This window comes from Enterobacter sp. PL1, assembly GCF_945957325.1.
In the GTDB taxonomy this organism is placed as follows: Bacteria; Pseudomonadota; Gammaproteobacteria; order Enterobacterales; family Enterobacteriaceae; genus Enterobacter; species Enterobacter roggenkampii.
Window position 1 is genome coordinate 1 of sequence record NZ_CAMFKT010000110.1, and the last position, 411, is coordinate 411.

Consider the following 411-nt stretch of genomic DNA (forward strand, 5'->3'; position numbering starts at 1 on the left):
ATTTTTGTGCATTACGTCGCATGTATATTCCTCGTTAAAATACAGGCGGGGCTGAATAAAGGTGAGGCTCGCAATGCCCTTGCGCGAGCGGTCTTTATGCATCGGCTGGGTGAAATCAGAGATCGGGGGCTGGAGAATCAGAGCTATCGAGCCAGCGGTCTGACGTTGCTGACTGCGGCGATCTCACTGTGGAATACGGTATATATAGAAAGAGCGATAGATTCTTTGAGACGAAAAGGGATCCCGATTAATGAGCAACTGATTACCATCTGTCACCACTGGGATGGGAACATATCAACCTGAGCGGGGATTACGTCTGGAGAACGAACCTCAAACTGGGACAGGGTAAATACCGCGCATTACGCTCAGTGAATAGTAATATGTACAAAAAACAGGCTTAGCGTAGGATAA

General features: G+C 47.7%; 1 pseudogene. It reads left to right on the forward strand.

Annotated elements, in window-relative coordinates:
• Positions 1–401: pseudogene (locus tag N6P30_RS24485) on the forward strand (Tn3 family transposase); the annotation flags it as partial.
• Positions 402–411 lie beyond the last annotated feature (10 nt).